This window comes from Accumulibacter sp., from assembly GCF_032229525.1.
Lineage (GTDB): Bacteria > Pseudomonadota > Gammaproteobacteria > Burkholderiales > Rhodocyclaceae > Accumulibacter.
Genome location: NZ_JAVTWB010000194.1, coordinates 1 through 2,886, shown reverse-complemented (window position 1 = coordinate 2,886; position 2,886 = coordinate 1). Strand labels below are relative to the sequence as shown.

Sequence of the window (2,886 nt, the reverse complement as noted above, 5' to 3'; positions counted from 1 at the left end):
GCCGCCGCCAGCCCGGCCGGCCGACAGTTGCGGGTGCTCAACGGCATCTATCTGGTACGCCAACGGCTGGGCCCGAAAGCGGCGGCGCGGCAGGCGTTCGTACAGCTGGTCGATTTCGGCCTCGAGCAGCAGCAACTGGCGATGAAGTTCCTGTTTCGCCCGGGCAGTACGGCGCTGGTCAGCGATTCGCCGCTGTCGCGCTCCTACGGCGAATGGCTGCAGATAATTGCCCAGCGGGCAACAGCCAAGGGGGCGTGCCTGGAAGTGACTGGTCACACCAGCCGCAGCGGTCCGCCAGCGCTCAACGAGCGGCTGTCGCTGCTGCGTGCCGAGTTTGTACGCCAGCAACTGGTCGCCGCCTCACCCGCGCTCGCAGCGCGCAGCCTGGCGGCAGGCATGGGCTCCAGCCAGCCGCTGATCGGCACCGGCCGCGACGACGCCAGCGACGCCCTCGACCGGCGCGTGGTCTTCGGCGTCATCGCTTGCGGCGGGCCCGGCGCCAGCTGACCACGGCCCCCACCTCAGGCCATCGCGAGCAGCGCCGGCGAGGCCGCTTTCGGCAGCTGGCGTGAGGGCAGGCGCCCGCCTGCGGTCGCCTTCTCCTCGCGTTGCGCGGTATCATGGCTCCCCCAATAGCTGTTCTGCCCCAGAAATCATCTGCCGCATGGCAGTCAGTAACGACACCAACCCTGTGGCTTGAAGGCTACGACAAAGCAGGTAGCTACCGAATGCAGATCGTCCGTCTTGTTCTCGTGCTTGCGCTCAGCCTCGTTCCGGTGGGCGCTCGCGCCAGCATTTATGGTTACGTCGATGAGCAGGGCGTGGCGCACCTGGCCACCGAAAAGATCGATGGGCGCTACAAGTTGTTCTCGCGCGGCGACGCGCTGGTTTCCTCTTCATCGCTGGCAAGCGCTGCGGAAAAACCCGAACTGCTGCGCTATTTGTCCCGACATCCAAACCTGAAGAAGTTCGAACCCTTGCTGAAAGCGGCAGGCAACGAATTCGCCGTCGATGCCAGCTTGCTCAAGGCAGTCATGGCGGCGGAATCGGGCTTCAATCCCGAAGCGGTTTCCCCCAAGGGGGCCATTGGCCTGATGCAACTGATGCCGGCCACAGCCAGGCGCTATGGCTTGCGCGGCGACAAGCAGAAGACCCTCGAGGAAAAGCTGACCAACCCGGAAACCAATATCCGCTTGGGCGCGCGTTACCTGCGCGACCTTCAGCGCATGTTTCCAAAGCAGCAAGATCTGGTGCTGGCTTCGTACAATGCCGGCGAGGGCGCCGTCCAGCAATACAACAACACCATTCCGCCTTATCCGGAAACGCGCAGTTACGTGCAACTGGTGACGCAGATCTACGAGTGGTATCAACCCGGGACACCGACGCCCAGGCTCCGAACCAGTGTCTCCTCCAGCGCTGGCGGCCAGGGCAAGCGCCTCCACATGACCATTCCCGGACTGACCAACAGCCCGGCGGCGACGGTCGCAAAGTCCGATTGATGTCGGCGACACCGTCAGCGTAACGAAAAATCGCGGAGCGGGGAGGAATCGGATCGCGCGCCCTGGAGCGGGTTAGCGCAGTCGGCCGGACCTTGCCGCGGTTCCAACCATCACCATCCTCGAGCGAGCGTCGCAAGCAGGGCGATCCACCGCGATGAGAAAAAGCCTCCCCTCCCTGTTTACCGACAACAGCTGCGTCGCTCACGCAGCGCTGCTTTGCGACAGTTACCAGCGACTCGTTGGAAGGCCGCTGCTGAGGCAGCTGTCCGAAGAGCGCTTGCCCGCCCTCTTCCATGCGTCCTTTGCCCTGGTTTCTCACGGCACCGAGGCGGATCCGATTTTCAACTTCGCGAATCGAACAGCGCTTGATCTGTTCGCCATGAGCTGGGACGAATTCACCGCCTTGCCATCGAGAAAATCCGCAGAACCCGAAAACCGCGAAGAGCGTGCGCGACTTCTGGAGCGAGTCACCAATCACGGGTATATCGACGATTACAGCGGAGTACGGATCTCCTCTACGGGAAGGAGGTTCCTGATTGAAAACGCTATCGTCTGGAACCTGATCGATGATCGCGGCGAGTACCACGGGCAGGCAGCAGTCTTTGACAAGTGGGTTTACTTGTAGACCAGCGGCGAAAAGGTGGAGAGTGCTCCGGGATGCACTCTATGCCTGCGCTGTCCGGAATTACGGGCACGACGTGTATCCACGAAGCGTTCGCCTTCCGGAAGCGGCTCTTCTTCCCCTCGTTGCCGCGGACGGCCCAGCCTGGCTGACCAATGGGATGGAGTTGTTTTTTCCAAGCCCTGACCAAAAAGGCAAGACTGAAGACCCAGCGCCACGCGCCGCCGGTTCAGACGTGACCAGTTTCCGCACACAACTTCAGTCCATACGCGTGCCATCGGGACCACAGACATTTCCATTTTTCTGTCCGAGAAGTGTCCCGCCCGCTATCGAAACGTCAAATCTCTCTGACCATTTTCTTCCTATTTTTCTTCCTAAAGCCTGTCCTTCACTCTACCCTCGCCCCGATGTCGCGCGGCCGCCGCAGGCCGTGATAGAAAATAAATAATCGTACGCTGTAGACACAGGATTGTTCCGTCATTATGCTGTAGTGCTTGTAGCGAATGCGCTCGTGGGACGGGATTGACGACGACAAAGCATTGCGCAAGCAGAACCGGCGCCAGACCTCCGCAACAGACGGAACCGATCGCCCCGGCTGGAGCACTCCAGTATTCCGCCATACCGCCAAGGTGCGCCGCCGCGTCCTGCGGTTCTTCAAACACTGTTTTCACAAGTCCGGATCGCAGACGCTCCATGAGGCCCAACGACGGCCGTTGTTGTTGGCCGATCGATGAAGCAACCGGACACCGTTGTCTGCAGCGCCAG

General features: G+C 61.5%; 3 protein-coding genes. All 3 read left to right on the top strand.

Translation table 11 applies throughout. The features are described from left to right. Positions 1 to 507 (top strand): OmpA family protein (locus RUW20_RS15205; protein ID WP_313953073.1); only part of this gene is annotated, 507 nt, incomplete at its 5' end. Between the two features lie 221 nt (positions 508 to 728). Beyond that, entirely contained in the window at positions 729 to 1,499 is a 771-nt protein-coding gene (locus tag RUW20_RS15200; RefSeq protein WP_313953072.1) for a lytic transglycosylase domain-containing protein, read from the top strand. 154 nt (positions 1,500 to 1,653) lie between these two features. Then, positions 1,654 to 2,124 (top strand): MEKHLA domain-containing protein, encoded by a 471-nt coding sequence (locus tag RUW20_RS15195; RefSeq protein ID WP_313953071.1) that lies wholly within the window; start codon positions 1,654 to 1,656, stop codon positions 2,122 to 2,124. The last annotated feature ends 762 nt before the right edge of the window (positions 2,125 to 2,886 follow it).

Bases quoted from the DNA above. Each gene is read 5' to 3' on its own strand.
- RUW20_RS15200 (WP_313953072.1), top strand. From the start codon at position 729: ATGCAGATCGTCCGTCTTGTTCTCGTGCTTGCGCTCAGCCTCGTTCCG.
- RUW20_RS15195 (WP_313953071.1), top strand. From the start codon at position 1,654: ATGAGAAAAAGCCTCCCCTCCCTGTTTACCGACAACAGCTGCGTCGCT.